This window comes from Paracoccus thiocyanatus (assembly GCF_900156255.1).
Lineage (GTDB): Bacteria > Pseudomonadota > Alphaproteobacteria > Rhodobacterales > Rhodobacteraceae > Paracoccus > Paracoccus thiocyanatus.
Genome location: NZ_FTMK01000015.1, coordinates 63,023 through 87,497, shown reverse-complemented (window position 1 = coordinate 87,497; position 24,475 = coordinate 63,023). Strand labels below are relative to the sequence as shown.

21 protein-coding genes are annotated in these 24,475 nt (G+C 65.6%); 11 read left to right on the top strand and 10 right to left on the bottom strand.

The window, feature by feature from the left end:
* Together F3H32_RS11995 and F3H32_RS11990 are read left to right on the top strand one after the other, a co-directional pair.
* Positions 1 to 324: transposase (locus F3H32_RS11995; protein WP_149766076.1), on the top strand; the 324-nt coding region annotated here is incomplete at its 5' end.
* An 89-nt stretch (positions 325 to 413) separates the two neighbouring features.
* Positions 414 to 2,078: a glucan biosynthesis protein gene (locus F3H32_RS11990; protein ID WP_223191432.1), complete on the top strand. Its 1,665-nt coding sequence runs from the start codon at positions 414 to 416 to the stop codon at positions 2,076 to 2,078.
* Positions 2,079 to 2,176: 98 nt separating this feature from the next.
* Here F3H32_RS11990 and F3H32_RS11985 read toward each other — a convergent pair whose 3' ends face one another.
* Genes F3H32_RS11985 through F3H32_RS11965 form a run of 5 tightly spaced genes read right to left on the bottom strand, consistent with a single transcriptional unit; the run spans position 2,177 to position 7,231 of the window.
* Positions 2,177 to 3,523: an aspartate aminotransferase family protein gene (locus F3H32_RS11985; RefSeq protein ID WP_223191431.1), complete on the bottom strand. Its 1,347-nt coding sequence runs from the start codon at positions 3,521 to 3,523 to the stop codon at positions 2,177 to 2,179.
* Positions 3,520 to 4,608 (bottom strand): phosphotransferase, encoded by a 1,089-nt coding sequence (locus tag F3H32_RS11980; RefSeq protein WP_149766075.1) that lies wholly within the window; start codon positions 4,606 to 4,608, stop codon positions 3,520 to 3,522. The genes F3H32_RS11985 and F3H32_RS11980 overlap by 4 nt, the downstream gene beginning before the upstream one ends.
* A gap of 51 nt (positions 4,609 to 4,659) precedes the next feature.
* Positions 4,660 to 5,451: an ABC transporter permease gene (locus tag F3H32_RS11975; protein ID WP_223191430.1), complete on the bottom strand. Its 792-nt coding sequence runs from the start codon at positions 5,449 to 5,451 to the stop codon at positions 4,660 to 4,662.
* On the bottom strand, positions 5,448 to 6,245 hold the full coding sequence (locus F3H32_RS11970) for an ABC transporter ATP-binding protein (protein ID WP_223191429.1): 798 nt from the start codon (positions 6,243 to 6,245) through the stop codon (positions 5,448 to 5,450). The genes F3H32_RS11975 and F3H32_RS11970 overlap by 4 nt, the downstream gene beginning before the upstream one ends.
* 11 nt (positions 6,246 to 6,256) lie before the next feature.
* A complete protein-coding gene (locus tag F3H32_RS11965; RefSeq protein WP_149766073.1) occupies positions 6,257 to 7,231 on the bottom strand; it encodes an ABC transporter substrate-binding protein in 975 nt (324 codons plus the stop codon).
* A gap of 222 nt (positions 7,232 to 7,453) precedes the next feature.
* Between F3H32_RS11965 and F3H32_RS11960 the strand changes: the two genes are divergently transcribed.
* The 5 genes from F3H32_RS11960 to F3H32_RS11940 are packed head-to-tail and all read left to right on the top strand — an operon-like array spanning position 7,454 to position 13,728.
* Complete coding sequence (locus tag F3H32_RS11960; protein WP_149766072.1) at positions 7,454 to 9,538, top strand: hydantoinase/oxoprolinase family protein; 2,085 nt, start codon at positions 7,454 to 7,456, stop codon at positions 9,536 to 9,538.
* A 12-nt stretch (positions 9,539 to 9,550) separates the two neighbouring features.
* Positions 9,551 to 11,287: a hydantoinase B/oxoprolinase family protein gene (locus F3H32_RS11955; RefSeq protein WP_149766071.1), complete on the top strand. Its 1,737-nt coding sequence runs from the start codon at positions 9,551 to 9,553 to the stop codon at positions 11,285 to 11,287.
* The gene (locus F3H32_RS11950; RefSeq protein ID WP_149766070.1) at positions 11,287 to 12,135 is read left to right on the top strand and encodes a sugar phosphate isomerase/epimerase family protein; all 849 of its coding nucleotides are present in this window, start codon (positions 11,287 to 11,289) and stop codon (positions 12,133 to 12,135) included. Before F3H32_RS11955 ends, F3H32_RS11950 begins: the two co-directional genes overlap by 1 nt.
* Positions 12,136 to 12,167: 32 nt before the next feature.
* Positions 12,168 to 12,836 carry a TetR/AcrR family transcriptional regulator gene (locus tag F3H32_RS11945; RefSeq protein ID WP_149766069.1) on the top strand — a complete coding sequence of 223 codons (669 nt, stop codon included), beginning with the start codon at positions 12,168 to 12,170 and terminating at the stop codon, positions 12,834 to 12,836.
* Positions 12,837 to 12,879: 43 nt separating this feature from the next.
* Positions 12,880 to 13,728: a DMT family transporter gene (locus F3H32_RS11940; protein WP_149766068.1), complete on the top strand. Its 849-nt coding sequence runs from the start codon at positions 12,880 to 12,882 to the stop codon at positions 13,726 to 13,728.
* Between the two features lie 108 nt (positions 13,729 to 13,836).
* Here F3H32_RS11940 and F3H32_RS11935 read toward each other — a convergent pair whose 3' ends face one another.
* The 4 genes from F3H32_RS11935 to F3H32_RS18095 form a co-directional block, all read right to left on the bottom strand.
* Positions 13,837 to 14,748, bottom strand: coding sequence for a PhnA-like protein (locus tag F3H32_RS11935; RefSeq protein ID WP_223191428.1), 912 nt, complete (start codon positions 14,746 to 14,748; stop codon positions 13,837 to 13,839).
* Positions 14,749 to 15,035: 287 nt separating this feature from the next.
* Positions 15,036 to 15,449 (bottom strand): DUF2380 domain-containing protein, encoded by a 414-nt coding sequence (locus F3H32_RS11930; protein ID WP_188128654.1) that lies wholly within the window; start codon positions 15,447 to 15,449, stop codon positions 15,036 to 15,038.
* Positions 15,450 to 15,611: 162 nt separating this feature from the next.
* Positions 15,612 to 16,844 carry a multidrug effflux MFS transporter gene (locus F3H32_RS11925; RefSeq protein WP_149766066.1) on the bottom strand — a complete coding sequence of 411 codons (1,233 nt, stop codon included), beginning with the start codon at positions 16,842 to 16,844 and terminating at the stop codon, positions 15,612 to 15,614.
* Between the two features lie 148 nt (positions 16,845 to 16,992).
* The gene (locus F3H32_RS18095; protein ID WP_149766065.1) at positions 16,993 to 18,597 is read right to left on the bottom strand and encodes a peptidoglycan-binding protein; all 1,605 of its coding nucleotides are present in this window, start codon (positions 18,595 to 18,597) and stop codon (positions 16,993 to 16,995) included.
* A 432-nt stretch (positions 18,598 to 19,029) separates the two neighbouring features.
* Here F3H32_RS18095 and F3H32_RS11915 point away from each other — a divergent pair, with 432 nt between their 5' ends.
* From F3H32_RS11915 to F3H32_RS11905, 3 genes are read left to right on the top strand one after another with little or no spacing between them, the layout of a single operon-like run.
* Positions 19,030 to 19,548, top strand: a complete 519-nt coding sequence (locus tag F3H32_RS11915; RefSeq protein ID WP_149766064.1) for a molybdopterin-dependent oxidoreductase — start codon at positions 19,030 to 19,032, stop codon at positions 19,546 to 19,548.
* Positions 19,548 to 20,972, top strand: coding sequence for a sensor histidine kinase (locus tag F3H32_RS11910; protein WP_149766063.1), 1,425 nt, complete (start codon positions 19,548 to 19,550; stop codon positions 20,970 to 20,972). The genes F3H32_RS11915 and F3H32_RS11910 overlap by 1 nt, the downstream gene beginning before the upstream one ends.
* Complete coding sequence (locus F3H32_RS11905) at positions 20,926 to 21,561, top strand: response regulator transcription factor (protein ID WP_149766062.1); 636 nt, start codon at positions 20,926 to 20,928, stop codon at positions 21,559 to 21,561. The genes F3H32_RS11910 and F3H32_RS11905 overlap by 47 nt, the downstream gene beginning before the upstream one ends.
* A gap of 83 nt (positions 21,562 to 21,644) precedes the next feature.
* Here F3H32_RS11905 and F3H32_RS11900 read toward each other — a convergent pair whose 3' ends face one another.
* On the bottom strand, positions 21,645 to 23,654 hold the full coding sequence (locus F3H32_RS11900; RefSeq protein ID WP_149766061.1) for a TonB-dependent receptor domain-containing protein: 2,010 nt from the start codon (positions 23,652 to 23,654) through the stop codon (positions 21,645 to 21,647).
* A 268-nt stretch (positions 23,655 to 23,922) separates the two neighbouring features.
* Between F3H32_RS11900 and F3H32_RS11895 the strand changes: the two genes are divergently transcribed.
* The gene (locus tag F3H32_RS11895; protein WP_188128653.1) at positions 23,923 to 24,429 is read left to right on the top strand and encodes an RNA polymerase sigma factor; all 507 of its coding nucleotides are present in this window, start codon (positions 23,923 to 23,925) and stop codon (positions 24,427 to 24,429) included.
* The last annotated feature ends 46 nt before the right edge of the window (positions 24,430 to 24,475 follow it).

The following is a 24,475-nucleotide window of genomic DNA, read 5'->3' as shown; positions in this document are numbered from 1 at the left end:
CCGGGGCACCGCTTTGACACGGTTGGGGTCGCGCCGCTGATCGAGGGGCTCGCCTTCAATGCGATGCTGGCCGACAAGGCCTTCGACAGCAACTGGATCATCGCCGAGATGAACGCACGCGGCGCGCTGATCTGCATCTCGCAGCGTCCACAGCGCCGCGCGCCGTTGATCATCGATCCCGAACTCTACAAGCGCCGCCACCTCATCGAGAACTTCTTCTGCAAACTCAAGGAGTTCAAGCGTATCGCCATGCGGTCCGAAAAGACCGATACATCCTTTGAGGCCATGATCTACGCTGTGGCAGCCCTGATCAACTCACGATGAATCTCAACAGACCCTAGTTCCCTGGCGGGCTTCCGCCAATATCGGGGCGTCAAGACCGGCAGAACTCGGCCCATGATACGGCGCCCCCCTTGAACTATCCCCGGCTTCAGGGTCTCGATGGCGACAAACTGAACGGACATCTCCAGAGCATCATGTATTCGCATAAACTTTCCCGCCGCTCCGCAATGCAAGCCGCCCTCGGTGGTGGCGCCTTCTTCTTGCTGCCTCAGATCGCGCGCGCCGCCGAGAATTTGGGTCACGACGGAAAGCAGCAGCCGTTCTCCTTCGATCTGCTGACCGAGCGGGCGCGCAAGCTTGCCGGGCATGCATATCAGCCCCCGCTGATCGAAGAGGCCGAGATCCTCGAACAGGTAGATTTCGATCGCCATAACGAGATCCGCTTTCACGAGGGGAGGGAGCTTTGGGACGGTCTTTCAGCCCCATCGCGGGCGCGCTTCTTTTTCCCCGGCCGCTATTTCAAACAGCCTGTGCATATACATACGCTCGAAAACGGCCTGGCAACGGAGATTCCCTTCTCGCTGGAGCTATTCGATATTCCAGAGGACAATCCGGCCCGTCGCCTGACCAGGACCGAGGGTTTCGCCGGATTCAGCGTCATGGATGCGAAAACCCGGCGTGACTGGATGGCCTTTCTGGGGGCCTCTTATTGGCGAACCGCGGGCTATAGCGGCCAGTTCGGGCTTTCGGCGCGGGGCATCGCCGTTGACACCGCCATTCCCGACGGGCCCGAGGAGTTTCCGCTTTTCACCCATTTCTGGCTTGAACCAGAGACCGAACACGGCATGACGACATATGCGCTGCTGGACGGCCCGCGTGTGGCGGGGGCTTATCGCATCGTCTCGCGTCGCGGCGAGGGCGTCATGCAGGAGATCACCGCCCGCATCTTCGTGCGCGATGCGATCGAGCGGCTGGGCGTGGCGCCGCTGACCTCGATGTTCTGGTTCGGCAAGAATACGCCGCGCATCTCGCCCGATTGGCGGCCCGAGGTCCATGATTCCGATGGTCTGGAAATCCTGACCTCTGGGGGCGAGCGCATATGGCGACCGCTCAACAACCCGCCCCATACCATGGCAAATACCTTTGCCGCCCCTTCGATCAAGGGTTTCGGCCTAATGCAAAGGGAACGGAACTTCGACCAATACCAGGATGACGGCGTCTTCTATGACAAGCGCGCGAGTGCCTGGGTCGTGCCGCAGGGGGATTGGGGCGATGGCACGGTGACGCTGGTCGAGTTGAGGACCGATGACGAGATCCACGACAATATCGTGGCCTTCTGGCAACCCGCCGCGCCGGCGAAGGCCGGCGACGAATACGAGTTGAGCTATACTCTGTCCTGGCTCAAGGACAGCCCGCTGAGCGGCACGACGGGCGATTTCGCCGCCATCCGTATCGGTGCAGGCGGCATACCGGGCCAGCCGAGGCCAGAGGAGGTGGTCAAGATCGTCTGCGACTTTACCCCGCATTCGCTTGGGCCGGATGACAAGCCGCGCTTTGAAATCACCGCCTCGCGCGGGGTGATCTCGAACGACGCGGTCTATCCCATTGTCGGCGGGCAGAACTGGCGGGCCATATTCGACCTCAGCTTCGGCGGACCGGAAGGTCTGGTGGCGCGGGACGACAGCCCGATCGACCTGCGGGCTTTCGTGGCGAAGGGCGGGGAAGCCGTCACCGAGACATTGCTTTTGCAGCTTTTCCCGACGCAGTTGCGCTCTTTGTTGTCGAGCAGGGCCTGACTTGCAGGGAACGGGACGGCTGCGCGTCAATTTGATCTGCGGCTGGCCTGCGCGGTGCTTTGATCGGCGGCGCGAGGCTTTTGCTCGCGCCGCCTTTGTCAGATCGCGGCCAGTGCGTTGCGCGTCTCGGTCAGCAGCCGGTCCACGTCGCTTTCCGAAAAGACCAGTGGCGGCCGGATCTTCAGCGTATTGGCGTGATGGCCGGTGGCCGAGATCAGCACCCGCCGCTGGCGCAAGCCATCGACCAAGGCCAGCGCGGTCGCTGAATCCGGTTCCTTGCTGTCGTGGTCCTTGACGAACTCGACCCCGATATAAAGGCCCGCGCCGCGCACGTCGCCGATACGGCCATCGCTTTGCGCGATCTGGCGAAAGCCGTCCTGGATCATCGCGCCGATCCGGGCGGCGTTTTCCTGCAACCCGTCGTCGCGGATCACGTCAAAGGTCGCCTGCGCCGCCGCGATCGCCACGGTATTGCCGCCGAAAGTGTTGAAATAGCGCATTTCGTTGCCGAAACGCTCGATGACCTCGGGCCGCACGGCGATGGCAGCCACCGGAAAGCCGTTGCCCATCGGCTTGCCCATGGTGACGATGTCCGGCACCTGGCCGTGTCGCTGGAACCCCCAAAGCCGGTCGCCCGACCGGCCGAAGCCCGCCTGCACCTCGTCGGCGATCACCACGCCGCCCGCGGCATGGACGACCTCGGTGATCTGCTGAAGGATGTCGGTCGGATGGGCATAGATGCCGTCCGATGAGAACAGCGAATCCGCGATGAAAGCGGCGATGCCTTCGCCGCGGCGTTCCAGCTCGTCGATCTCGTGCTGGACCTGGCGGGCCAGTCGGGCGCCGATCTCGGAGGGCTCCATGCGATAGGAATCGGGTGCCGAAATGCGGCGCACCCATTGCCCCAGCGGGCTTTTCCTGCCCAGCGAGGGCGACAGGCCCGCGGTCAGATGCGAGTTGCCGGTATAGGCTTCCGAGGTGATGACAATGCCCTTGCGCCCGGTCTGGTGCATGGCGATGCGCAGCGCCAGGTCGTTCGCCTCGGAGCCGGTGCAGGTGAACATGATATGCTCGATCGGCTCGCCGAAGCTCGGCACGATCTGCTCGGCGAATTCCAGGATCTCGTCCTGCACATAGCGGGTATGGGTGCAGAGCGTCTGCATCTGCCGATGCACCGCCTCGACCACGCGCGGGTTGCAATGGCCGACCGAGACGACGTTGTTATAGGCGTCCAGATATTCGTTGCCGTCGCGGTCCCACAGCCTGGTGCCCTGGGCGCGGCTGATCTGCACCGGATCGGCATACATCAGGCGATAGGCCGGGCCCAGCAGGCGCCGGCGCCGGCGGATCATGTCCTGCATCGCCGGATCCAGGTCGCCCATGTTGTCCGGGTTAAAGCCGTTCACCATGCCGACGTTGATCCGGGGCTTGTCCTGCGCATTCATATCCGTGCTTCCTCTGTCGTGCGGGCTGCGGCGCCTGGGGCGGCTGGGGCGAATGTCCGGCTGATTTCGTCCAGCGGCAGGCTGAGAAACTGGTGCAGCTGCTTCCAGCCCTGATGGGTGTTTCGCATGATATAGGGCTCGTTATCCGGGAATTGCCCGGCCCGCCATGTCGTGATCAATGCGCGCGCGATGACCCGCGCCATGATCAGGTGGGGCAGAACTTCCAGCTCGTCCGCGGTCAGGTCGGCGACCGAAAGATAGCCGGCCAGCAGGTCGCGGCCGCGGTCGAACATCGCCGGACCGCCCTGGGGATCAAGATAGGCCAGCAGCGCGGTCGACAGGTCGACGGCGATATAGGTCCGCAGCGCATCGCCGAAATCGATCACCCCGGTGACGAAATCCGGTTTTCCACGGTCGGCGACGACGTTCGAGCGATTGAAATCGTTGTGCAGCACCTGGCGCCGGCAAGTCCGCAGCTTGCCTTCGATCTGGCGAAAGCGCGCGATCCCCTTGGTCAGCATGGCGCGGTGATCGGGGTCGGCCACGCCGTCCAGCAGGAAGGCGAGCTTGGGCAGGTGCTGGACATCCCATGCGATCTGGCGCGCCTCGTGCGGATGCGAAAATCCGGCCATGGCCAGCCGCAGCCGGGCCAGCGTGGCACCCAGCCGAAAGCGCTCATCCGGGGTGGGATCGATCCGGTCCAGGGGCGTGCCCTCCAGATATGTCAGCATCCGCACCATGCGCGACTGGCCGTGGCTGTCGGTGGTGGCGAAGAAGCCCTTGCCGTCGCGGTTGCGCACCACGCGCGGCACCGCCAGTCCGGGATCGACACGCGCCAGATGGTCCAGCAGGTCGGTCTGCAACGACAGCTCGTTCGGGTCCTCGTCCGGGTTAGAGAACTTGACGATGAAGCGTTCCCCCTTGGGCGTGGCCAGCCGAAAGGTGTCGTCCTTTTCGGTATCCAGGCGCCGCAGCGTGCCGGTCATGCCATAATATGCATCCAGCACCGCCAGGGCCTCGTCGCCGGGGATCGACCTGAACGGCGTGGCAAGGCCGCCCGCTGACAGTAGGTTGGTTGAGGACATGGGTCGTCTTTCGGATCGGCTGGAAAATGGGGGTAGAGGGGCCCCGTTGGTTCACGCGTTGGGCTGGCGTTGCGAGCTGTGCCAGGGCAGGGCGATGCGTTCGGCCACGTCGACGGCATAGAACAGGATCGTCCCCATGATGCCCAGCAGCACCAGCGAAACGAAGACCCGCGTGGTATCGAATTGTCCCTGCGCGGTCAGGACCAGAAAGCCCAGGCCGCGACCGCCGGCCACGAATTCGCCGACGATGGCGCCGACCAGGGCAAAGGAAATGCCGACCTTCATGCCCGAGAACAGCGAGGGCAGGGCGTTCGGCACCCGGATCTTGTAGATGATGTCGAATTTCGAGGCGCGCGTCGCCTTGGCAAGGTTCAGCATGTCGGGATCGACCGAACGCAGCCCCAGCACCGTATTGATGACGATGGGAAAGATCGCCAGCATGACCGCGACCGCCAGTTGCGACGATGCGCCCGTGCCCAGCCAGATCACGAACAGCGGCGCCAGCGCCACCTTGGGGACCGAATTGATGGCGATCAGCAGCGTGTAAAGCGTCCGTTCCAGGAACTTCGACTGCACGATGCCCACGGCCATGATCACGCCCAGAACCACCGAGATGGCAAAGGCGATACCCGTGGTCATCAGCGTGTACAGCATGTTGCGGATGAACACCCAGGGGCTGTGCATGAAGGCGGCCCAGATCGCCGAGGGCGGTGGCAGTATGATCGCCGGCGCGTGGAAGATCCGCACCGCCAATTCCCACAAGATGGTAGTGCCCAAAAGCACCAGCACGATATCCAGCGAGCGGTTGTCCCGCATCAGCTTTGCGGCAAGACTGTTCTTCATTCGTGCAGCACTCCCAGTTCGGCGAAGTGATGGCGGATGCGTTGCGCATAGACGCCAAAGGCATCGGTTTCGCGGATCGCCAGCGGCCGCGGCCGGGGCAGGTCCACGTCGAAGATGTCGACGATGCGGCCTGGGCCGCGCGACATCATGACCACGCGGTCGGCCAGAAACACCGCTTCCGAGATGGAATGGGTGATGAAGATCACCGTCTTGCCGGTCTCTTGCCACATCCGGGCCAGTTCGACGTTCAGATCGTCGCGGGTCATCGCGTCCAGCGCGCCAAAGGGCTCGTCCATCAGCAGCAGTTCCGGGTCGCAAAGCAGCGCCCGGCAGATCGAGGCGCGCTGCCGCATGCCGCCCGACAGCTCCCACGGATGGCGGTTCTCGTAGCCTTTCAGCCCGAACCGCTCAAGCAGTTGCAGGGCGCGGTCGCGGTATTGCTCGCGCGGGTGGCCCAGGAATTCGGCCTGCAACAGCACGTTGTCAAGGATGGTGCGCCAGTCCAGCAGCACGTCGCGCTGGAACACCACGCCCATGCCATCGGGCGGTCCCATCAGAGGCTTGCCCGAAACGGTGATATTGCCCGAGGTGATGCCTTCCAGCCCGGCCACGCATTTCAGCAGCGTGCTCTTGCCGCAGCCGCTGGGGCCGACGACGCTGAGAAACTCGCCGGGCCTGACGTCCAGGTTGACATCGCTGAGTGCGACGACCGGCCCATGCTTTGACGGATAGGTCTTGCCGGCGCCGTTGATGCGCAGATAGGCGTCCGTGACCGGACTGGCCATCATGTTCATCCCTCCCTCCCTCATTCCGAGATCATCTCATTGGTGAAATAGTCGTTCACGTTCCACCCGGCCGGAACGACGCCCGCGCGCTCCATCCCCTTCAGCGCCGCTTCCCAATCCTCGGTCGCCTGCCAGCCGATGGGCTTGCCCTCGGTTGCCGGCGTGTCGAAATATTCGATGGTCAGCCTGATCTGTTCGCGAAGGATATCCGCGTTCAGCATCGCGTCGGGACGTTCGGCCTGCATCGCCTCGACGCCCAGGTCGGGGTTCTTGGCCAGTTCCGCCCAGGCCCGCTGCTGCACCGCGATCAGTTTCTTCAGCGCATCGGGACGGTTCTTGATCGTGTCGTCCGAAGCGACCAGCCCGTAGCTGGGGAAATACAGATCCGCCATGTCCGAGGTCAGGCATTTCGACGGTCTCGTGGCCTCGGCCAGCGGCAGGGCCGAACTGACGGTCGACATCAGGCCATCGGCGCGACCGGCGGTATAGGTCCCCCACAACGCCGAGGCATCGACGAATTCCACCGTGGTATTGTTCCGGTCAAGCCCACCCGCAGCCAGGAAGGTGTCGATATAGGGCGCCCAGGGGCTGGCCGCGAAAACCACAAGCGACATGCCCTTCAAATCGGCGACCTTCTCGATCGGGGCGTCCTTGTCCACCAGAACGCACAGGTCGGTGCGGCGCGCCCAGTCGGCGACGCCCTTGACATGCGCGCCGCCCTGGCGCGCGGCCGGGATCAGGCCCAACTGGATCTGGCCGACATCGACCTGGCCCGCGTTCACCAGTTGCAGCGTATTGCCCGAGCCGCGGCCGTCCTGCACGTCGACATCCAGCCCGGCCTCTTTGAACCAGCCATTGTGCTTGGCCAGGTGCATCGCAGCGTGGCTGCCCCAGGGCGAGAAATCCAGGCGCACGGTCAGCTTTTCGTCGGCCAGGGCGGGGGCCGCCAGCACCAGCAGCGCTGCGACGACCGAAAGGGGCTGCATCTTCGTCATTTACCTCTCCTGTGGTTGGAACCGTGGCGAATCGCCCGGCGGCATTTTCTTGTTTTTCATTTTCTCAATAGTACTACTGGTCCAATAGTAATCAAGTTTGTTTCTGCATATCCGGAAAAAACGTCAGCAATACACTGTTTTAAAACGATTAAAAAATGGCTTGGCGGGTGGCGAAATCGCGTGCTATCAAACTAACCAATTAGTCCAACAGGGATGAAGGCAATGACAGCTTCAGCGACCAGGACCGCCCGCATCGGCGTCGACATCGGCGGCACCTTCACCGATCTGGTGATGATCGAAGGCGACGGCCAACTCTATCACGCCAAGGTCTCGTCGACCCCCGCCGCGCCCGAGCAGGCGGTCATCACCGGGATCTCGCAACTGGTGAAGGAGTCGGGGATCGAGGTCGGCAACGTGACCGAGATCGTGCACGGCACGACGGTCGGCTCGAACACGCTGCTGCAAAAGGTCGGCGCGCGGGCCGGCCTGATCACCACCAAGGGATTCCGCGACGTGCTGGAAATCGGCCGGTTGCGCACGCCCAACATGTTCGACCTGCAATGGGACAAGCCGGTGCCGCTGGTGCCGCGCCGCTACCGGCTTGAGGCGGATGAACGCATCGCCGCCGATGGCTCGGTCGTCACGGCCCTGGACGAGCAAAGCGTGATCGACGCAGCCGCTGCACTTGTCGAGGCCGGGGTCGAATCCATCGCCATCTGCTTTCTGAACAGCTACCGCAATCCCGCCCATGAACGTCGCGCCGAAGAACTGATCCGCGAGCGTTTCCCCAAGATGCAGGTCACGACCTCGGTCTCGGTCCTGCCCGAGGCCAAGGAATACGAACGCACCAGCACCACGGTGGTGAACGCCTATGTGGGGCCGGTGCTTGCTGCCTATCTTGGGCGGCTTCAGACCGGCATCCGCACGCTGGGCGTCAATGCGCCGCTGTTGGTCAGCAACTCGAACGGCGCGCTGGCCTCGGCCGAGACCGCCTGCGAAAAGCCGGTGTTCTTCATCTCGTCGGGCCGGGCGGCGGGTGCTGTCGGCGGCGCCCGCCTGGGCGAGGCGCTGACCCAGGAAAACCTGGTCATCTTCGACATGGGCGGCACCACCGCCTCGGCCACGCTGGTCAATGGCGGCGAGCTGAGCCGGGTCAGCGAATATGAATTCCGCGCCGGCATCTCGACCCCCTCGCGCTTTATCAAGGCCGGCGGTTACATGATGAGCGTGCCGACCGTCGACGTGGCCGAGGTCGGCAGCGGCGCGGGGTCCATCGCCGCGCTGGACAGCGCCGGCCTGATCAAGGTGGGCCCGGTTTCCGCCGGCGCCGATCCCGGCCCGGTCTGCTACGGGCTTGGCGGCGACCAGCCGACCGTGACCGACGCAAACCTGGTGCTGGGCTATCTGCCCCAGGAACTGGCCGGCGGCGCGCGCAAGCTTGAGAAGGCCGCGTCGGAAACCACCATTGCCAGCCGTCTGGGCGACAAGCTGGGTCTGGATGCGACCGAGGCCGCCTATGGCATCCGCGAGGTGGTGAACGCCAACATGGCCCGCGCCATTCGCGCCGTGACCGTCGAACGCGGGGTCGACCCGCGCGACTTTACCCTGGTCGCCATCGGCGGTTCCGGCCCGGTCCATGCCGCCGCCATTGGCCGGCTGCTGTCGATGGACAAGCTGCTGGTCCCGGCGACCCCCGGCGTGTTCACCGCCATGGGCATGCTTTCCGGCGATATCGAGCGCTATTTCACCGCCCCCATCGGCGATGTGGTGGAAAATGTCGATCTGGCCCGCCTTGCCGAGGCGACCAAGGATCTGCGCCGCCAGGCCGTCGCCAACCTGCACGACGAGGGTATCGCCAAAGAGGCCATGGAACTGCTTCCCGAGGCGAATATGCGTTTCCGTGGCCAGGAAATGTCGCTTGCCATCCCCTTCGCCGAACCCTTCGACCCGGCCAAGGTGCGCGAGGATTTCCTGGAAACCTATCGCTCGATCTACAGCTATGTCTCGACCGACGCGGTCGAGGTGGTCAGCATCCGCATGACCGGTCGCGGGTTGCGCAAGGGTCGGCTGGACTTCCGCAAGCTCTCAGCCCCCGACCACGAGGAAGCGGGGCCGGCATCGACGCGCAAGGTCTATTTCGGCAAGGACACCGGCTGGATCGACACCCCGGTCTATGACCGCACCCGTTCGCCGCGCAAGCTGACCGGCCCGGTCATCCTGGAATCGAACGACTCGACCGTGGTCGTGCCGCCGGATGCCACCGTCGAGCGCGACGACTTCCTGAACCTTCACATCCGTCTTTCGTAAGGAGCACGAGCCATGGCCGAGATCTCTGCCAATGACCCGATCACCTTCGCCGTGCTGAAAAGCGCCGTCGAATCCATCGTGGACGACATGGCCTATACGGTGATGCGCACCGCGCGTTCGCCCATCGTCCGCGACGTGCTGGATTATTCGACCACCATGTGCGACGCCAAGGGGCGTATCCTGGCGCAGGCCAAGACCGTGGCGCTGCATCTGGGCGCCGTGCCCGACGCGATGGAGGCGCTGCTGGCGCGGTTCCAGGGCGATATCAACCCCGGCGACGTCATCATTTTCAACGATCCCTATGAAGGCGGGATGCACCTGCCCGATATCTTCATGTTCAAGCCGATCTTCCATGGCGACGACCATCTGGGATTTTCGGTGGTGATCTGCCACCATTGCGACGTGGGCGGCCGCGTGCCCGGCTCGAACGCCAGCGACTCGACCGAGATCTTCCAGGAAGGGCTGCGCCTGCCGCCGCTGAAGCTTTACGATCGCGGCGTCAGGAACGAGATCGTCTTCGACATCATCGGCCGCAACGTGCGCCTGCCCGACCTGGTCATCGGCGACCTTGAGGCGCAACTGGCCACCTGCGCGCTTGGCGAGCGCGAAATGCTGCGCATCGTCGACAAATACGGCACCGCGACCTTCAACCAGTTCCTGGCCGATTTCCTGGACTATGGCGAGCGCCTGACCCGCAACGAGATCGCCAACTGGCCGGACGGCGTCTACGAGTTCACCGACTACATCGACGGCGACGGTTTCGACCCGGCGCCGATCCCGATCAAGGCGACGATCACCGTCAAGGGCGACCACCTGGACGTCGACTTCACCGGCTCGTCGCCGCAGGTGAAGGGCGCGATCAACTCGACGCTGTCCTTCGTCAAATCGGCGACCTATCTGGCGATCCGCTGCACGCTGGACGGCGAGGTCCCGAACAATTCGGGCGTCTACCGCGCCATCGACATCCGCGCGCCCAAGGGCTGCTTCCTGAACCCGCATTTCCCGGCGCCGGTCGCGGCGCGCGCCCTGACCGGCTATCGCGTCGTCGACACGGTCCTGGGTGCGCTGTCCAAGATCGTTCCGACCCGCGTGTCGGCGGCGGGCGAGGGCGGCAACTCGGTCGTCTGCCTGGGCGGCTATGACAAGGAAACCCGCGAACCCTTCGTCATGGTCGACATGATCAACGGCGCCCTCGGCGCCCGCGCCACCAAGGATGGCGTTGACGCGATCACCAACCCGTCGCAGAACATGTCGAACATGCCGGTCGAGCTTATGGAAACCGCCTATCCGATCCGCATCGAGGAATATTCGCTGCGCACCGACTCTTGCGGGGCAGGGCGCCAGCGCGGCGGGCTCAGCGTGGTGCGGCAATATCGCCTGCTGGCCGAGGATGCGGTGCTGCAACTGCGCGCCGACCGCTACGATCACCAGCCCTATGGCCTGTTCGGCGGCACGCCCGGCGCGCCCTCGCGCAACCTGCTCAGTCTGAACGGCGGTGCCTTCGAGCTGCTGGACAGCAAGGTTACGCGCAATGTCTCGAAAGGCGATGTGATCCGCCACGAACAGGCCGGGGGCGGCGGCTATGGCGACCCGCTGGAGCGCCCGCTGGAACTGGTGCTGGAGGATGTGCTGGACGGCAAGATCACCGAGGGCTTCGCCCGTGAACATTACCGCGTCGTCATCACGGCCGGGCAGGTCGACCGGCAGGCGACCGACCAACTGCGCAACAAGCAACCGGAGCTGGCCTGATGGCGGACCTCAGCCGATTTGCGATCAACCAGATCACCACGCGGGACTGGACGCTGGACCAGGCGGTTGATGGCTACGCACGGGCGGGCGTGGCGGGAATCGCCGTCTGGATGGAATACCTGGATGCCGCAGGCGTGACCCAGGGGGCGCGCATGATCCGCGACGCGGGTCTGTTCGTGCCCTGCCTTTGCACCGGCGCCTGGGTCAACATCTCGGACAAGGCCGGTTTCAACGCCGCGCTGGACGAGAACCGCCGCAGGCTGGATGCGGCGGCCGAGATCGGCGCGCCCTGTCTGGTCATGGTGCCGGGCGGGCTGGCCACCGGCGAAAAGAACCTCGCCGCCGCGCGCTCGCGCGTCATCGGCGCGTTCGAGGAATTGCTGCCCCACGCCCGCGCGACCGGGGTCAAGCTGGGGCTTGAACCCTTGCATCCGATGTATGCCGCCGATCGGTCCTGCCTGAACAGCTTTGCGCATTGTCTTGACCTGGTGCGCAGCCTGGGCAGCGCCGATACCGGCATCGTCGCCGACACCTATCATTGCTGGTGGGACGCAAGCTTCATGTCCGGCCTGCGTGAGGCCGGGCCGGAAAACATCCTGACCTTCCACCTGTGCGACTGGCTTGTCCCCACCCGTGATGTATATCATGACAGGGGGATGATCGGCGACGGCGTGATCGACTTCGCGGCCTACAAGGCGCTGCTGGACGAGATCGGCTATGACGGCCCATTCGAGATCGAACTGTTCTCGAAATTCGACTGGTGGCTGCGCGATGGCCATGAAACCGTCGCCGTCGCGGTGGAACGCTGCGCGCCCTTCGTCGGGGCAAGACAGAAGGTGGCATCCTGAACGGCCCCTTCGCGGAAGTGGTGGGAGGAGTCATGGCCGAGAAACCGGCTGTCAGGGATGCGATCCGGACGCAGGAAAAGATCCTCGCGGCCGCGCAGGCCGAGTTTGCGCGCCGCGGCTACGATGGCGCCCGAGTGGATGCCATCGTGGCGCGGGCCAAGGTCAGCAAGAACCTGCTTTACCACTATTTCCGCGGCAAGGAGGACCTGTATATCCGCATCCTCGAGCGGGTCTACGAAACCCTGCGGCGGCGGCAAAGCGACGTCGCCGTCAACGGGCTTGACCCGCTGGATGCCATGATCCGCCTTTGCGAGAATACCTTTCGCGTCTTCGTCGAAGAGCCGGATGTGATCATCATGCTGAACACGGAAAACCTGCATCGCGCCCGCCATATCGGCAAGTCGACGATCATCCGCAGCATGTATGACCGGCTGGCCGAGACATTGCGCGAGATCCTGCGGCAGGGCGAAGAGCAGGGCGTGTTCCGCAAGGGCGTGGACCCGGTGGAACTGTATATCTCGATCTCGGGCCTGGGCTATTTCTACCTGTCGAACCAGTATACGCTGTCGATGCTGTTCAACCGCAAGCTGGGCGCGCCCGAGCATATCGAGCATCGCCAGGCGCATCTGGTCGACATGGTGATCAGCTACCTGACGCGCGAGCCGCAGCCCGGAGACTGGACGCCGGAACTGGCGCGCTGAACCCGGCGCGCCCGCAAGGATCATCCCGACCGCGAGGATTGACATGGCTGACCGGAATGCCGGCCGCTTCATCGGCACCGCCATCGGGCCGATGCTTTGGGGCACGACCTATATCGTCTTTGTCCAGACATTGCCGACCGATCACCCGGTCCTGATCTCTGCCCTGCGGGCGCTGCCAGCCGGGCTTTTGATGCTGCTTCTGGTCCGGCGCCTGCCGCCGCTTCGCATCCTGCTTCCCGTTACCGTTCTGGCGCTGACCAATATCGGATTGTTCTTCGCGCTGCTGCTGATCAGCGCGGCCCGATTGCCGGGCGGGATCACCGCGACATTGGCCGCCTGCCAGCCCTTGCTGGTCGCGCTGCTGGCCTGGCCGCTGCTGGGGCGGCGGCCGGGAATGGGCCAGATCGGGCTGGCGGTGCTGGGCATGGCCGGTGTCGGGCTGATGGTCCTGAACGGCGGCCTTGCCTTCGACCTGATCGGCGTGCTGGCCGGTGTCGGCGCGGCATTGTCCATGGCGCTTGGCATCGTTTTGATGGAGCACTGGCGCGATCTTGCGCCGCCGGTGCAGATGACGACATGGCAATTGCTGATCGGCGGCGTCCTGATCCTGCCCCTTGCCTTGCTGGTCGAGGGCCTGCCCCTCCATTGGGAGACGCGAAACACGCTGGGCCTGGGCTACCTGGTGCTGTTCGCAACCGCCCTGAGCTATTGGCTTTGGGTCGGCGGGGTGCAGCGACTGGGCAGCCGGGTTTCGGTGCTGGCCTTTCTAAGCCCCGTGGTGGCGCTGGCCCTTGGCGTCGGTGTCATGGAAGAGACGCTGAATGCGCAGCAGGCGCTTGGCGTGGCGATGGTTTTCCTATCCATCGGCCTTTCGGTGTGGAAGCGCGCTTGAGCAGAGGGCAACATGCCGAACGGTGCGCACGGCGGGCTGGCTACTGACTCACCTGCACCGGCAAAGGAAAGCCCCGCCAAAGCGGGGCTTCTGGCTTTTTGCTTTGCCTCATAGCCTATTGCGGGTCGGGATGACGCGATCGGCATAGACCGGATGCACGACGCCCGAGCGGCCCCCAAGCCATCCCGCGATGGCGCCGAGGACCAAGGCGACAAAGGCCATGATGGCCCCGGTTGCCGCGCCCGAGGCCGCGGCGTCGGCGGCCTGCCTGGCCTGTTGCTGGACCCGGTCGACCGTCTGCTGATACTGCTGCTCGATCTGGCCGATCTGCTGGTTCGCCTCGTCCAGAGGGATGCCGCGCGCATTGGCCAGGGCCTGGGCCGCCTGCTGCCGGGCCTCATCCCGCCCGGCTTCATCGCCGGTGACAAGGGCACGCGCCGCGTTCACCGCCGCCGTATTCAGGGCTTCGGGATCGTTTCCGGTGGCCCGGACCTGATTTTCGATCTCGTCGAGGGGATTGAAGTCGTCAAGCATCGGGGCCGCGGTTTGCGCCGCGGTCTGGCCGACGCCCCCGATCACGTTCGAAACGCCGCTGAAGGCACCGCCGACCAGGCTGCCGACCGTGGTCGAAAGGAAATACAGAACCAGAAGCGTCGTGAAGGCCCAGGTGGTCAGGCCATGCAGGGCGCCGGTCGTGGGGACCGTCTTGCCCGACATCCGTGCCGCGATATAGCCGCCCGCGAAGGCAGCGACGATCCCCGAGACGACATACCAGATGCCGGCGGCGATCGAAAAGGTCGAGGCGCTGGGATTGTCGCCCGTGCCGGGATCCAGCGTCGCCAGACCGATACCGGCGCCAAGCATCGTCAACAGGACTTGCACGACCAGCGCAACGACGACGCCGGCAAAAATCGCGCCCCAAGAGACCTTGTTGATCATGATGGTGTGGACGTCTTCGGAAACGGTCGGCGTGGGAACGGGACCGCTGGACAGGTCGGGCTCCTGGGATGAATATGTCATGTGAGGAAACCTCTATGAAAGGGCAATGGCAAGATCCGGCGCGGACGACGGCAGCTTGCAAGCCCTAACTGGCGCAGGAAGCTTTTGTTCCGATGGGAGGCTTCGGCACGGTCGACGGGACGACCGGGACGATTTCTGCCCAGTCGATTGCAGGACGCACATCACGGCCATTCGGCGGGGAACCGGCGATCCGGTCAGCCATAGCTCTGTTTCGTCCAGGGGCTGCGGCGCAGGTCCCGAGGACAGCGCTTGTGGCGGGCGGCAACTGGACCCTTGGCGGCCCGGATCTAGCGGACCCGCGACGAGGCGCCATCGGGCGCCGCTTCAAGCTGGCGGGCCAGAAACGCGCCGGCGCGCCGCCAGGATTCGTCATTGTCGCCGCGGAAGTTCAATTCCTTGTGGACCAGAAGCTTTTCGTTTCGGATATCGACCAGATCGGCAAAGATTTGCAGGATCAGCGTGCTGGATTTCTGCACCACCACGAACAACCCGCGCTCAGCGCCCCTGTCACGCAGCAGCTTGACCAGGCAGTCGGTCGTCTGGGGTGAGCAAGCCCGCTCTACCTCGGTTCGCTCTATGCGCTGGCCGGCCATCCCGCTGGCCAGAACCTTTGCGAGCAGTTCCAGCCGGCGCTCATGATCCTGGGCCTGGTCGCGGGCCTCATGCGAGGTATCCAGAAGCTTTACGGGAAGTATCGCCAAGCTTTCGGCCTGCGCGAAAGCCGGCGATGCCAGTGTTGCGGCCAAGGCCAGAACGAAAGCGTGCGGACGCATGTTGATTCCCCCCCTGTCAGCAGTCTCGGCCGGAGTGGAGGGAACGGCAATGAAAATCGGGGGGCGGTTTCGGCGGCCATGGCCGCCCCGCTAGGCGCGATATTCCTCGCCCACCCCGAACAGCCTGCCCTTTTCGGCGATCAGGATGCAGCCGAGCGCCAGAAGACCGAAGACGACATAGCCCGCGGCAATCGGGACCACCGTGCCGTCGAAAAAGCTGCCCACGATCGTGCCCAGAACCGCGCCGCCCACGGTCTGGATAAAGCCGAACACCGACGAAGCCGTGCCCGCGACCGCGCCCAGCGGCTCCAGCGACAGGGAATTCATGTTGGATGCCGACCAGCCGAACATGAACATGATCACGCATAGCAGCGTCATGAACAGCCACAGCGGCATCGGCAAGGTCAGCGCCAGGACCAGCCACAGCCCGCTGACCGCGGTGAAGATCAGTATGGCGGCATGGCTCAGCCGCCGCATGCCGATCCGGCGCACCATGCGCGAATTGGTATAGGACGAGACCGCCATCAGCGACGCCTGGAAAGCGAAGGCCAGGGGGAAAAGCGCGCCAAGGCCGTAAATGTCGACATAGATCTGCTGAGAGGTGTTGATAAAGCCGAACAGGGCCGAAAAGATGAAGGTGCCCGCAAGCCCATACATGATGGCGCTGCGGTTCGACAAAACGATGCGGAACCCGTCCAGGACGACATCGGCCCGCAGCGGCCGCCGCCGCTCGGGCGCCAGGGTTTCGGGCAGGCGAAGCACGGCCCAGACTGTTATCGCGACGCTGACGGCCGCCATGAACAGGAAGATATATTCCCACGGACCCGTCAAAAGGATGACCTGGCCGATGGCCGGGGCGACCACCGGCACGATCATGAAAACCATGAAGACCAGGGACATCACCTCGGCCATGGCGCGGCCGTGGAAACGGTCGCGGACCACCGAGGTGGCGATGACGCGGGTTCCGGCAGCGCCGACGCCCTGGACGAAGCGCAGGGCCAGAAGGGTCGCGAAATTGGGCGAGAATACCGCGGCACAGGCGGCGGCGGCATAGATCACCAGCCCGACAAACAGCGGCGCGCGTCTTCCGAATCGGTCCGAAAGCGGGCCAAAGGCCAACTGCGCCGCGCCGAAGCCAAGCATATAGGCGGTCAGCACGAAATGGCGGTCGTTTTCATCAGCGACGCCAAGCGCATGGCCCATATAGGGCAGCGCCGGAAGCATGACGTCGATGGCCAGCGCGTTAAGCGCCATGAGCCCGGCGATCAAGGCAATGAATTCGGGCCGGGAAACGTCCCGGCTGGAAGCAGAGGATGCAGACATGGAGATGGCCCTGGAAATGGCGAGGCCGAACCTTGGACTCGGCCGGTGGGTTTTGCAACCCCTGCGGTAAGCCCCGGTCACCACCTTCACGGCCGGACCGGCGCGCGGGCCGAAGGGGACGGGGCAGCCTTGGGGCCGCGGCGCAGCTTTACTTCACCAGTTCGCGGATGATCGTATCCAGCCCGATCACGCCATTGCCGATCTGTCCCTGGCCGATCAGGCGGGTGCGGCGCTGGCGGGCCTGTTCGGCATGCTCGCCCCGTGGCCAGTTCTGCAAATATTGGGTATAGGCCTGCACCGTATCGGCTTGGCGGGCCTGGGTCCAGGCGCGGTCCTCGGGGTCCCCGCGCGGGGCGTCCGCCTGGGCCGCATCCAGCCGCTGCCGCGCGGTCCTGGCATGGATGCCGTCGGGATAGCGCTCCAGATAGGCGCGCAGGTTGCTGGCCCCGCCCTTGGCGCCGGTCTGCTGCCAATAGGCGCGGTCCTGCTCGTCGCGGCTGGGCGTGGCGGCCTGGGCCTGTTCGCGCAGCGCGCCAAGCTGGGCGGCGGTCAGGTAGCCGGTAACCGCATGGCCGTTGCGCTGTTGCCAGCCGCGGATGGCCGAACGGGTTCGCGATCCGAAAATCCCGTCGGTGCCGCCGGTCGAATAGCCCAGCACCCCCAGCCGCTGTTGGATCGCCACCCGGTCGGCCCGCGACAGGTTCAGCCGGTCTTCGGCCGCCTCCGCCGCCGGGACCTGGCGGGGCTGTTGGATCTCTGGCTGGCGGGTGGGGGCGGGGGCGGGGGCGGCCGGGGCGGGACGCAATTCCGCCAGCCGGTTGCGCGCCGCCTGGGCGAATTCGCCCTGGGGATGGCGGGCCAGGTAATCCTCGTAGGCGGCGACGGTATTGGCGGCCGCGGCGTCGGCCCAGACGTCGCGGTCCCGTTCGACCGTTTCCAGCGCCCCTAGCCGGGCCTTGGCGGCGGCGGAATAGATCCCGCCGGGATAGCGGTCCAGATAGCCGCGATAGGCGGCCGCGCTGTCCTGGGCTGCGGCCCTGGCCCAAAGGTCGCGATCCCCGTCCAGCGGACCGGGGGCAGGGGCAGCCGCCTGGTCCGCCTCCGCGTCCGCCTGCGGCACCGGCACAAGCCCGGCATCGCCGCCCTTGGCCAGGACCAGCCGTTCGTCGCCCTCCAGCACATCGCCAACCGAGGTGCCGGGCCGCAGCAGCGCCGCCGCCGCCGGGCCGGTCGCGGCCGCCGGGCCCGAGATCACCGTCACCCCCTGGGGGCCCGCAAGCGCGCCAAGGCCGTTTTCCAGCCCGGCGCCATGGTCCATCCCCTCGCCGTCAAGGCCCAGCAGCAGCACCGCGCCGGGCTGCGCATCCTTGATCAGCCCCAGGACCAGGGACAGCGCAACGCCCTGCGCCCCGGCCCCGACCAGGTCGGGCCGGTCGGCATCGGTGCCCATATACCAGCTTTCGCCCGCGCCGTTCAGAAAGCGGCCGTTCAGCAGCACGATGCGCGCGCCGGGGGTATCGTCGGGGCGCAGCAGGTCGGCCAGCGCCTGGCGCAGGTCCTGGGCGGTCAGGTCGGCGCCCGCGACGGTGCGGAACCCGGCGGCCTTCATCGCCTCTGATGCCGCGGTGGCATCGGCATCGGCCAGTTCCGGCGCGTTCTGGTAACGGGCATTGGCGATGACCACGCCACGATCCTCGGCCCAGGCGGGGCCGGCCGCGACCATGACGGCCAGAAGAAGGGACAGGGGGCGCATGGTTTTCTCCTTCATCGGCGATGCTTCCTGTCACAATCGCCGGACGGGAAAATCGTTCCCCGGTTAGCGGCGCGGGCCTGGCGCGGCAAGCGCCGCGGCTTGCACATCGGCGCGAGCCGCGCGACATTGGCAGGGATGCGCCGAAGGCCGGTCCACAAGCCCCGGCGCCGCCAAGGGCGGATGACGGGCGCCCGCCACCGCCGCCCATTCCCCTGTTTTGGGGAATGGCCGCAAGGCCCCCGACCTGCCAGGAACGCCGCGTCCGGGCGGGTGCCTGCTTTGTCGCGAAGCCCTCTCGCCCGCAAGGACATGCGGTTTGGTAACGAGTGTGCCGGTCTTTGCACCGGATGTCATGAATGGCATGCACGGGCTATACCTCAGCCCGTGCATGCCATATTCCGCTGTCATGTTTCCTGTCACGGAGATCGCCGCATGCGCCGCTTGGTCAAGACGGTCGCCAGCCGAAGAACCATGATCCTGTGGGGGGGCGTCGCCACCCTCGCCTTGGCCGCGCCGGTGCGGGGCCATCACCCCCCGGTGATGCTGACCATAACCGAGCCCTCGGGGCGGGTGCGGCAATTGCGCGAACAGGACATCGCCGCGCTGCCCTGGCGCCAGATCGCCACGCGGACGCGCTGGACCGAAGGGGTGCAGGTATTTCGCGGGCCGCTGCTTCGGGATGTGCTGACCAGCGGCGGGCTGACGCAATCCGATCTTGCCGGGCGCAACCTGCTGATGAAGGCGCTGAACGATTTCGGCACCGTCGTTCCGGCCGACGACGCCTGGTCCTATGATCCCGTCCTGGCGCGAGAGATGAACGGCAAGCCGATGCGGGTCCGCGACAAGGGCCCGCTTTGGCTAGTCTATCCGCGCGACCAGCGGCCCGAACTGCAAAGCGCCGTCAGGGACGAGCGCTGGATCTGGCAGCTTTTCGAAATAACCGTGCTGTGATGCGGCTGCGCGGGGCGCATGTCGCGCTGCTGACCTTTGCCTGTTTCGTCCTGCTGTTCGCCTATTCGCTGGTCCAGCTTGTCCATATCGACCGGGCGTTCCGCAAGGAGATCATGGAAGGCAACCTGTGGGCCGCCACCCAGGCCGACCGCGAGGTGCAAAACCTGATGCTGACGCTTTACCGCGTCGGCCAGGACCGGGATGCCGATGACGTGCTGCTGCGCTTCGACATCCTTTACAGCCGCATCGCGCTGATGGCGGACCGTCCGCAGATCGACTATTTCCGGTCGATCGGCGCCGGTGACGACGTGGCCGAGGCCAAGGCGCTGCTGGGCGAACTGGACGCGGCGCTGGCGGATGAGGCGTTCGATCCCGCCCAGGCCGGTGCGCTGGTGCCGCGGGTCGCGGCGCTTTCCTCGGTCCTGCGCCAGATCACCAATGCCACGGCGCATGACGAAAGGCTTGACCGGCACACCCGCCGCGAGGCGCTGCTGCGCGTCATGCAATTGCTGCTGCTGGCGGTCGGCGGCACCTTTGCGACCGGGCTGGTTATGGCCGGGCTGATGTGGCGCAACACGCGGCGCCTGATGCGGGTTCAGGCGGCCCTGCAAGGCCACCGCGCGGAACTGGAACAGACGGTCGCCGCCCGGACCCGCGAATTGCACGACGCGCTGATGGTCGAACGCCGCGCCAAGGAGGTCTATCGCAGCTTCATCGTCACCGTGTCGCATCAGTTCCGCACCCCGGTGTCGATCATCCACATGATCGCCCAAAGGCAGTTGCGCGCCGCCCCGGCCCTGCTGTCCCCGGACCTGCGGCGCAAGTTCGCCCGCATCCTGGACGCGGCCGAGCGGTTGGAGCGGCTGCTGAGCGGCTTTCTCGCCTCGGCCAGCGTCGAGGGCAGGGATATCGCCGCAACGCGCCGCATCGTGGACCTGAACCGGATCGCGCGCCTCGCCGCCGGCCAGATCCGCGAGGCGCATCCCGACCGCATCCTGGCGCTGCGGCTTGCGGCCGGGGCGCTGGAAACCGACGGCGACCCAGTGCTGCTGGAACAGGTCTTGCTGAACCTGCTGTCCAATGCCGTGAAATATTCCGATCCGCCCGCGCCCATCCGCCTGGAAACGGGGCGCGAGGGCGGCCGGGTCTTTTGCCGGGTCCAGGATCACGGCGCGGGCATTCCCCCATCGGCGCAGGCGGCGGTGTTCGACCGATTCTATCGCGCGCCGAATGTTGAGCGATTGCCGGGCGCCGGGGTTGGCCTAAGCCTGGTTCGTGATATTGTCTCGCTGCACGGCGGCGAAGTCACCTTCACGTCGCTTCTCGGCAAGGGGTCCGAGTTCGTCGTCGTCATGCCTGCAACGGGGGATCAGGCCCATGCCACGCGAGTGCCCGCCGCCGACCATTCTGTGTGTCGAGGATGAGGAGTTCATCCTGGACGAGCTGGAGGACGAGCTTTCCTCCCGCGGCTATCGGGTCCTGACCGCGCGGGACGGCGACGCGGCCGAACGGGTCCTGGCCCGGCACCGGCCCGACATCGTGCTGTGCGACGTCATGCTGCCGGGTCGCAGCGGCTTTGATCTGCTGGAGGGGCTGCGCGCCTCGGGGCGGCTGGCGGAAACCACCGCCTTCATCTTCCTGACCGCGCTGTCGGATCGCGAACCGCATCTGGCCGGGCTGCGCGCGGGGGCCGACGATTACCTGACCAAGCCGATCGACCTGGACCTGCTGCATCTGAAGATCGAGAACACGCTGGCTTTCGCGCTGCGCCAGCGCAACAGCATGGCACCGGCCTGGCCGTCGCCGGACGTCCATCTCTCGCGGCGCGAAGAGCAGGTCCTGGCCCTGCTGGGCCAGGGCGAAAGGACCGGCGCCATCGCCAGCCGGCTGGCGATTTCCGAGCATACGGTCAGCCATTACATCAAGGAGCTTTATCGCAAGCTGGGCATCAACAACCGGGCCGAAGCCGCCCGCGTGGCGATTTCCCGCGGGCTGGCAGGAAGCCGGGTCTAGCGCCGCGCGATCCTGCGCGGTGCGGTCGCCGCACCCGCGCATGGTCCGGTGGCCCGGCCGCCCTGCGACGGCCGGGACGTCGTTCAGAAGCTGCTGGTCAGGCCCAGATACAGCCGGCGCCCGTCCGAATAGCCATTGTCAAAGGACTTGTCGGCGACATTGTAGACCGCCAGCGTGCCGCTGACCCGGTCGTTGAAATCATAGTCGACGCCAAGGTCCAGGATCGCATGTTCACCGACATGGCCGGTCTCCGTCGCCTCGTCGCGGGTGGCGCTGCGATATTGCGCATTGCCCCAGACCATCAACGCATCCGTCGCATACCAGTCCAGCGACAGGTTCAGCACATGCCGCGGCAGGTCGTTGAAGCCCTCGCCCTCGCCAGGCCCTTTGGTGATCTTGCTGTCCGAATAGGTGTAATTCGCCCCAAGCTCGAAATCGCCAAAGGCGTAGTCGGCCGTGGCCTCGATCCCGTTCAGCTCCGCCTCGTCGCGGTTGACATACTGGCTGATATACTCGCGTCCCCGGCAACCCGTCGAACCCTCGGGGCCTTCGCAAATGCGGTCGCGGTCGATCTTGTTGGTGAAACGGGTGTGATAGGCGGTCAAGCCCAGTTGCAGCCCGGTTTCACCTTCCCAGACCGCGCCGATCTCGAAATTCGTGCTTTCTTCGGGCTCAAGAGCGGTGTTGCCCTGATCCCAGCCGCGGCCACGGCCTGCGGGTTCATAGATATTGCTGTCGGCCTGCTTCAACTGCGGCACCTTGTAGCCGCCGCTGACCCCGCCTTTCAGCGTGAACCGCTCCGAGACGTGCCAGACGCCGTAAAGGCGCGGCGTCACATGCGAGCCATAGCGTTCGTTGTCGTCATAGCGCAGCCCCATGGTCACGGTCAGGTCGTCGGTGACGTGAAAGCTGTCCTCGGCAAAGACCGCCCATTGCGAACGCGTCATCACCGGGTCGACATCTTCGGGGATGCGGTCCGGCGCGTGGCGGGTTTCCTCGTCGCGATAGTCGAAGCCAAGCACCAGGTCGTGCCGGCCGAATGTCCGCGCGGTCTTGGAGTTGATGTTGAGCTGCTTATAGCCGGACGCATTGTCGCCATTGATGAAATCGACGTCTTCGTGGTTGACGAAGGTGGTGGTCTCGTATCCCGCGCCCCAGGACAGGTCATGGGTGACGCTGCTGTTCTTGCGGTCGATGTCGATGCCGCCTTCGCCGCCGTCCTCTTCCGAGGTGCGGCTGCTGCTGTTGTCGGTAACGACATGTTCGAAGGTCAGCTTCTGGTCGTCGTCGATCGACCAAGCCAGCCGCGCCCCCAGGCTTTTGCGGGTGTTGTCATAGACCTGATACCCGTCCGAGCCGCCGGCATAGTTCCGATCGCCCTCGCGCTCGTGCAGCGAGCCGAACAGCGACAGGCCCAGCCTGTCGGCGATCAGCGGCCCGCTAAGATAGAAGCGGCCCTCGTGCGAACTGCCACTGTCATTGTCCTCATGCGTGGTCGCGCCCAGCGTCATCTCGCCCGACCATACGCTGTCCACCGGCTTGGTGATGACGTTGATCACCCCGCCCGAGGCGGCGGTCCCGTAAAGCGAGGACATGGGGCCGCGGATCACCTCGATCCGGTCGATGGCCGAAGGCGGCGGCAGATAGGATTCCGCCTGGCCGCCGCCAAAGCCGTTATAGGTGGCCTCGGTCGAATTGCCGACCGGCTTGCCGTCCACCAGCATCAGCACATAGCCCGACCCCATGCCGCGCATGCTGATCGAGGGCAGGCCGGTCTTGGACCCGGCCGAGTTCAAAACCACGCCCGGCACCGTCTTCAGCACATCGGTGATCGAGGCATAGGGGCGCTTGGCGATATCCTCGCCCCTTATCACCGTCATCGTCGCCGGCGCGTCGGGCAGGGCCTGGGCCTGGCCGGTCGCGGTCACGACCACGGTGTCAAGCTGGACCGTGGCCGGCACCTCGGCGGCCGGGGCGGGCAGATCCTGCGCCCCGGCCGGTCCGGCCAGAACCGGCAGGACCGCGCCCGACACCGCCAGCCACAGCGGCAGGCGGCCCCGAAGGTCGGCCGTCGTGTTCTTCAATCGTTTCATCGGTGTTCCCTCTTTCCTGTTCGCGTTTTGCGTTGTGACGAAGGCTTCACGGATGGCGGCCGGGGACACTGAACCGGATGCCTAGTATTTTTGTCGCCTTTCGGTCCGGGAAGGCGGCTGTGCCGGATATGCAACAATAACGGCCCGGCCCAGGGCGGCCGGTGGACAGGACGTCGCGCGCCAAATAACCTCGTTTCCCGTCAGCCGCTGTGTCCTGTGCCCAGCCGCCAGCCGTTTCCCTGTCCTTGTGCGGATTTCGGCTGCTGCGATGACCTTTTGCGACCGTGACATGCTTGGCCGGCTTTACCTGGACGAAGGCGCCCGGCTGGAGCGTCAGGTCGCCCGGCGGATCGGCAATCGCAGCATCGCCATGGATCTGGTGCATGACGTCTTCCTGCGCTGCTGGGAACGGGGCGGGGCGCTGCGCGGCAGTCCGGCGGCCTTTGTCACCCGCTCGGCCCGCAATGCCGCCATCGACCACCTGCGGCGCGAAATCCTGCGCAATGCCCATGCGGCCCATGCCGGCCCGGCGCCGGTGCCGCAGGACCCGGCCTTTGACGCGCTGTCCGCGCGCGAGGCGGGCGCGGCGGTCCGCCGGGCCATTGCCGACCTGCCCGAAACCACGCGCCGGCTGTTCCTGATGAACCGCGTCCAGGGCCTGAGCTTTCATGAAATCGCCGCCCGCTGCGGCATGTCCGAACGCAATGTGGCAAAGCACATCGCCAAGGCGGTGGCGCGCTGCGCCCGCGCGCTGGACGAACAGCAGGACGGATGATCCCACCCGCCGCGCCGGGGGGCCCCGAACGCGTGGCCAGGTTTTT

Bases quoted from the DNA above. Each gene is read 5' to 3' on its own strand.
- F3H32_RS11940 (WP_149766068.1), top strand. From the start codon at position 12,880: ATGGCTGACCGGAATGCCGGCCGCTTCATCGGCACCGCCATCGGGCCG.
- F3H32_RS11955 (WP_149766071.1), top strand. From the start codon at position 9,551: ATGGCCGAGATCTCTGCCAATGACCCGATCACCTTCGCCGTGCTGAAA.
- F3H32_RS11985 (WP_223191431.1), bottom strand. From the start codon at position 3,523: ATGAATGCGCAGGACAAGCCCCGGATCAACGTCGGCATGGTGAACGGC.
- F3H32_RS11900 (WP_149766061.1), bottom strand. From the start codon at position 23,654: ATGAAACGATTGAAGAACACGACGGCCGACCTTCGGGGCCGCCTGCCG.
- F3H32_RS11950 (WP_149766070.1), top strand. From the start codon at position 11,287: ATGGCGGACCTCAGCCGATTTGCGATCAACCAGATCACCACGCGGGAC.
- F3H32_RS11910 (WP_149766063.1), top strand. From the start codon at position 19,548: ATGCGGCTGCGCGGGGCGCATGTCGCGCTGCTGACCTTTGCCTGTTTC.
- F3H32_RS11965 (WP_149766073.1), bottom strand. From the start codon at position 7,231: ATGACGAAGATGCAGCCCCTTTCGGTCGTCGCAGCGCTGCTGGTGCTG.
- F3H32_RS11905 (WP_149766062.1), top strand. From the start codon at position 20,926: ATGCCACGCGAGTGCCCGCCGCCGACCATTCTGTGTGTCGAGGATGAG.
- F3H32_RS11975 (WP_223191430.1), bottom strand. From the start codon at position 5,451: ATGAAGAACAGTCTTGCCGCAAAGCTGATGCGGGACAACCGCTCGCTG.
- F3H32_RS11935 (WP_223191428.1), bottom strand. From the start codon at position 14,748: ATGACATATTCATCCCAGGAGCCCGACCTGTCCAGCGGTCCCGTTCCC.
- F3H32_RS11970 (WP_223191429.1), bottom strand. From the start codon at position 6,245: ATGAACATGATGGCCAGTCCGGTCACGGACGCCTATCTGCGCATCAAC.
- F3H32_RS11960 (WP_149766072.1), top strand. From the start codon at position 7,454: ATGACAGCTTCAGCGACCAGGACCGCCCGCATCGGCGTCGACATCGGC.
- F3H32_RS11945 (WP_149766069.1), top strand. From the start codon at position 12,168: ATGGCCGAGAAACCGGCTGTCAGGGATGCGATCCGGACGCAGGAAAAG.
- F3H32_RS18095 (WP_149766065.1), bottom strand. From the start codon at position 18,597: ATGCGCCCCCTGTCCCTTCTTCTGGCCGTCATGGTCGCGGCCGGCCCC.
- F3H32_RS11895 (WP_188128653.1), top strand. From the start codon at position 23,923: ATGACCTTTTGCGACCGTGACATGCTTGGCCGGCTTTACCTGGACGAA.
- F3H32_RS11915 (WP_149766064.1), top strand. From the start codon at position 19,030: ATGCGCCGCTTGGTCAAGACGGTCGCCAGCCGAAGAACCATGATCCTG.
- F3H32_RS11925 (WP_149766066.1), bottom strand. From the start codon at position 16,844: ATGTCTGCATCCTCTGCTTCCAGCCGGGACGTTTCCCGGCCCGAATTC.
- F3H32_RS11980 (WP_149766075.1), bottom strand. From the start codon at position 4,608: ATGTCCTCAACCAACCTACTGTCAGCGGGCGGCCTTGCCACGCCGTTC.